At 67.3% G+C, this 5,032-nt stretch carries 5 protein-coding genes; all 5 read right to left on the bottom strand.

Going from position 1 to position 5,032, the window contains the following annotated elements; genetic code table 11:
• Positions 1-77 precede the first annotated feature (77 nt).
• Positions 78-992 carry an ABC transporter permease gene (locus AC1DRP_RS34810; RefSeq protein WP_441506678.1) on the bottom strand — a complete coding sequence of 305 codons (915 nt, stop codon included), beginning with the start codon at positions 990-992 and terminating at the stop codon, positions 78-80.
• Positions 989-2,137: an ABC transporter ATP-binding protein gene (locus AC1DRP_RS34805; protein WP_476770921.1), complete on the bottom strand. Its 1,149-nt coding sequence runs from the start codon at positions 2,135-2,137 to the stop codon at positions 989-991. The genes AC1DRP_RS34810 and AC1DRP_RS34805 overlap by 4 nt, the downstream gene beginning before the upstream one ends.
• Positions 2,134-3,189 carry an ABC transporter substrate-binding protein gene (locus AC1DRP_RS34800; RefSeq protein WP_476770920.1) on the bottom strand — a complete coding sequence of 352 codons (1,056 nt, stop codon included), beginning with the start codon at positions 3,187-3,189 and terminating at the stop codon, positions 2,134-2,136. Before AC1DRP_RS34800 ends, AC1DRP_RS34805 begins: the two co-directional genes overlap by 4 nt.
• Before the next feature lie 168 nt (positions 3,190-3,357).
• A complete protein-coding gene (locus AC1DRP_RS34795; RefSeq protein ID WP_441506675.1) occupies positions 3,358-4,656 on the bottom strand; it encodes an NAD(P)/FAD-dependent oxidoreductase in 1,299 nt (432 codons plus the stop codon).
• Positions 4,657-4,680: 24 nt separating this feature from the next.
• Positions 4,681-5,032 (bottom strand): aldehyde dehydrogenase family protein (locus AC1DRP_RS34790; protein ID WP_476770919.1); only part of this gene is annotated, 352 nt, incomplete at its 5' end.

Genomic DNA, 5,032 nt, shown 5'->3' with positions numbered 1-5,032 from the left:
CCCCGAGCCCGTAGAGCCAGAGCCGCGACCGGTGCGTGATCTGCGTGTCGCTGGCGGGACGATCGAACCAGCTCATATCAATGCCCCGCGCCGAAGAGGCCCGCGCCGCGCGAGAGCCGGGCAGCCAGGACGAGCACGACGAGCGTGATCACTAGCAGCACGACACCKAGCGCACTCGCCGCCCCCCAGTTGAAGAACAGCTCGATATCGTTGGCGATGCGGTTCGAGACCATCGTCACCTTGCCGCCGCCGAGCATCGCCGGCGTCACGTAGAAGCCGAGGCAGAGCACGAAGACGAGCGCGGAGCCGGCGGCAAGACCGGGCAGCGACAGCGGAAAGAACACGGTCCAGAAGCCGTGAGCCGGGGTCGAGCCGAGGCTGGAGGCCGCCCGCAGCAGGTCGCGGTCGATCGCCCGCATCGTTCCGTAGAGCGGCAGGACGAGGAAGGGCAGCATGATATGGACCATGCCGATCAGCGTTCCCGCGACATTGTGGACGAGCTGCAGCGGCTCGCTCCAGATGCCGAGCTCCATGCCCCAGGTGTTGATCAGCCCGCGGCGCTGCAGCAGCACCAGCCAGGCATAGGTGCGCACCAGGAGCGAGGTCCAGAACGGCAGCAGCACCGCGATCATGCAGAGATTGGCGGCGCGCCGCGGCAGCTGCGACAGGAAATAGGCGAGCGGATAGCCGAGCAGGATGCAGATCGCCGTGGTCAGCAGGCTGATCTCGAAGGTCGTGCGGAAGGTCCGGCCATAGGAAGGCTCGGCCAGCATGCGCCGGTAATGCTCCAGGCTCGGTGCGCCGGCATCGTCGAGGAAAGACAGGCCGAAGAGCCAGCCGACCGGCAGCAGCACCGTGATCGTGACGAGCAGGAGCGCAGGCGCGGCCAGCGCCGCCAGCCCGAACCGCTCGCGCCAATGGTCGCGGCGCAGCGCCGCGGCATGGAAATCGTCGCCGGCCCCGCCGGCAATGTTGAGCCCGGGCGCGCTCACTTGCGCGCCCTCCCCTCGTCGCCCAGCAGGACGGTGTCGCTGACGGCGATGCCGACCGCGATCGGCGTGCCGCGTGCCGGCGGCGCGGCATCGTCGCCCCGTGTCGCCATGCGCAGGCTGACCAGGCTGCCATCGCCCAGCACGAGCTGCAGCAGCRGCGTGTCGCCCTGGTATATCGCGCTCTGGACCGTGCCCTCGAAGCGGTTCATCGCCTCGGTTTCGCTGCCGTCGAGGATGCGTAGCCGTTCCGGGCGCAGCATCATCACGCAGTTCCGCTGCCCGGCCGGGACCTTGGGCGCCTGGATGACGGCGCCGGCAGCCCGGCAGATGCCATCGGTGACCGCGACATCGAGAAACGAGGATTCGCCGATGAACTCGGCGACGAAACGGCTGCCGGGCTGGTCGTAGATCGCACGCGGCGTGTCGATCCGCGCGATCCGACCGCGATCGAGCACCGCGATGCGGTCCGACATGGTCAGGGCCTCGCGCTGGTCATGCGTGACATAGACGGTGGTGGTGCCGAGCCGGTCATGGAGCTGGCGCAGCTCGATCTGCATGCGCTCGCGCAGCTGCTTGTCGAGCGCCGAGAGCGGCTCGTCCATCAGGATGATGCGCGGCTCGAAGACGATGGCCCGGGCAAGCGCGACGCGCTGGCGCTGGCCGCCGGAGAGCTGGTTGATGCTGCGCCCGCCATAGCCGCCAAGCTGGAACATCTCCAGCGCGGCCTCGACGCGCCGGGCGATCTCGCTCGCCGGGACGCGCCTCAGCCTGAGCGGGAACCCGACATTGCGGGCGACGTCCATATGCGGAAACAAGGCGTAGTTCTGGAAGACCATGCCGATCTCGCGCTTGTGCGGCGCAAGCCGGACGACCTCGCGCTCGCCGAAGCGGATGCTGCCCTTGTCGGGCCGCAGGAAGCCGGCAATCGCCATCAGCAGGGTCGTCTTGCCCGACCCCGATGGGCCGAGCAGAGTCAGGAACTCGCCGGGCCTGACGTCGAGATCGACATCGTCGAGCACCGAGACGGCGCCATAGGCCTTGCTCAAGCGCCGCACTGCGATCGGCAGCGCCCTGCCTGCGGGTGAGACGAGCGGGGCTGCCGCGATGGCAGCCTCCCGCTCGCCGGGATCAGCCGCCAGTCTCATTCGGTCAGCATGTTCTGGTAGGCCGCCGAGGCCTGGGTCTCGAACTTGGTGTACCAGTCGAGGTCGATCGGCACCTGCTTGGCGGCATTGTCGGGATGCGACGGCAGTGATTTGGCATAGGCCGCCTCGATCGTGCCGAGGTCGTAGGCTTTCTTGTTGGTCGGCCCGTAGGTGATGTATTTGGTGAATTCGGCCTGGTATTGCGGCTTGCTGATCTCGGCCAGGAACTTCATCGCCAGGTCCTTGTTCGGCGCCCCCTTGGCGATGGCGAAGCAGTCATAGTCGAGCAGCGCCTGGTTGAAGGTGTAGGCGACCTTGGCACCGTCCTTGGCGGCGACGTCGAAGCGCCCGTTCCAGCCGGTGATCATGTCGACCTCGCCATCCTTCATCAGCTGGGCGTGCTGGGCGCCAGAACTCCACCAGACCGCGATATGCGGCTTCAGCTCGCGGATCTTCTTGATCGCGCGCTCGATGCCGCCGGGCTGCGACAGGACCTCGTAGACCTTTTCCGGCGGCACGCCGTCGGCCATCAGGGCGGGCTCGAGCGCACCCGCCACGCCCTTGCGATAGGAGCGCTTGCCCGGGAATGTCTTGACGTCCCAGAAATCGGCCCAGCTCTGCGGGCCCTTCTCGCGGTAGGTCTTGGTGTTCCAGGCCAGAACCGTGGAAAAGACGTCGCCGCCGACGCAGTAATCCTGCGCGGTGCCAGGCACGAAGCTCGAGGTGTCGATGACCTTGTAGTCGAGCTTTTCGAGAATGCCCTCGGAGCCCGCGCGCGCCGCGCTGCCGGAGCCGCTGGCGACGACATCCCAGGTCACGGCGCCGGCCTTCACCTTGAGGCGCAGGTCGGCGATGCTGCTATAGGTCTCTTCCTTGAGCTTAATGCCCAGCGCCTTGGCGGCAGGCACGAACAGCGCCTTGCTCTGCGCCTCCTGATAGGAGCCGCCGAAGGACACGACGGTGAGCTCCTGCGCCAGGGCCGGCATCGCTCCGGCCAGGCTCAGGAGAAGGACGAGGGTCGATCGCGACGGCAGGATCGGCGGGYACTGCATGTCATATCTCCTGAGCTGAGGGGCACATGTCCAGCGGCAGTCGCGCAGTCGCTGTAGCGACCCAGCTTCCCACCATTGAGAGCGTGCAGAGTTTGTTGAAATTGGTCTGGCCAGAAGGTCCATTCTGAGAATTGGGGAAGGCCAATCCGCAGAGACGATCCTGCTGGCTCATCGGGCCAGGCGATCGCGCCAGCGGTAATAGAAGACCGATGGTGCGAGGAACCAGGGATTGCCGCTGTAGAAGGGCCGCGTCGGGAATGGCAGGTCGTCGAGCGCCGTCTTGCCTTCGGCCAGGCCAAGCACCTGCTGGCCGAGCCGCATGCCGAAATAGCTCGCCGTGCCGACGCCCGCCCCGCAATAGCCCATGGCGTAGTAGAGCCCGTCATGGCGGCCGACATGCATCAGCTCGTCGAAGGTATAGGCGACGAAGCCGCACCAGGAATGGCTGATCCGTGTCTGCGCCAGCTCGGGGAAGATCGCGCTCATGTCGGCATGGAGTTTGGGCCCGCTGCGCCGCGGATCCGTCTCGCTCAGGGAGACGCGGCCGCCGAACAGGATGCGCCGCCGATCGGGCGAGGCGCGGTAGTAATAGACGACCTTGCGGGTATCGCTGACGATGCGGTTGCGCGGGATCAGCTTGTCCATCAGCGCCGGCTCCAGCGGCTCGGTCGCGATGATGTAGCTGCCGATCGGGATGACGCGGCGGCGCAGCCAGCCGGTCGCCGGCCCGGTATAGCCGTTGGTGGCGACGATGACGTCGCGCGCCCGGATCGTGCCGCGCGGCGTCTCGACCAGGAAGTCCTTGCCCTGGCGGGTGATCGCGGTCGCCGGACAGAACGGTACGAGTTCGGCGCCGGCCGCGAGGACGCGCTCCAGCAGGCCCTGGTGATAGCGCGCCGGGTTGACCGAGGCATGGCCGGCATAGACCACGCCGCCATGGTAGAGGTCCGAGCCGATCTCGTCGCGCTGCTCGGCGCGCGGCACGACATGACAGGGCACTTCGAGACCCTTGGTCTGGTTGTCGACGCGCTGCGCCAGCATCTCGTACTGGCCCGGCGAGTGGGCGGCGTGAAAGCGCCCGACCACGCCGAAATCGCAGTCGATCGCCTCCTCGCGCACGAACTCGGCTATCCAGCGCAGCGAGCGATGGCCTTCCTGCAGAATGGCAAAGGCCCGCTTCTCGCCGTGACGGCGCGCCAGGGCCGCGAGGCCGGGCTTGATGCTGGTCGAGATCTGGCCGCCATTGCGGGTGCTGCAGCCGAAGCCGGCCGCCTCCGCATCGAGCACCACCGTGCTGCGCCCGCCCCTGGCGGTCTGGAGCGCGGCATGCAGGCCGGTATAGCCGGAGCCGACAACCACGACATCGGCCTGTTTCGGCGGCTCCGAGCGAGGCAATTCCGGCCGCGGGACTCCGTCCCACCAATAGGGTGCCGCCTTGAAATCGGCGGTAAACAGCTCAGTCGACATTCCGTCGTTTCCCCCCGGGCCCGTTCAGAGCCGCGCCACAACACTCTTGAGCTTGCAGTAGCTGCGCAAGCCCGCCATGCCCTTGGCCCGGCCAAAGCCGGATTTACGGTTACCGCCGAAGGGCATGGCGATGCCGCCGGCGAAGAACTCGTTGATGTAGACCTGGCCGGCGTCGACCGCGCGCGCGAAGCGCCAGGCGTTGGAATGGTCACGGGTGTAGATGCCGGCGACCAGCGCATAGGGGGTTGCGTTGGCGGCCGCGATGGCCTCCTCCAGATCCGCGACGATCTGCACGGTCAGGACAGGGCCGAAGATCTCCTCCTGCACCAGCGGGTCGTCCGGGCCAAGAGCAAGAATGATGGTCGAGCGATAGAAC

It is taken from the genome of Allobosea sp. 01N443 (assembly GCF_056399325.1).
This window is presented reverse-complemented; position numbering and strand designations above follow the sequence as displayed.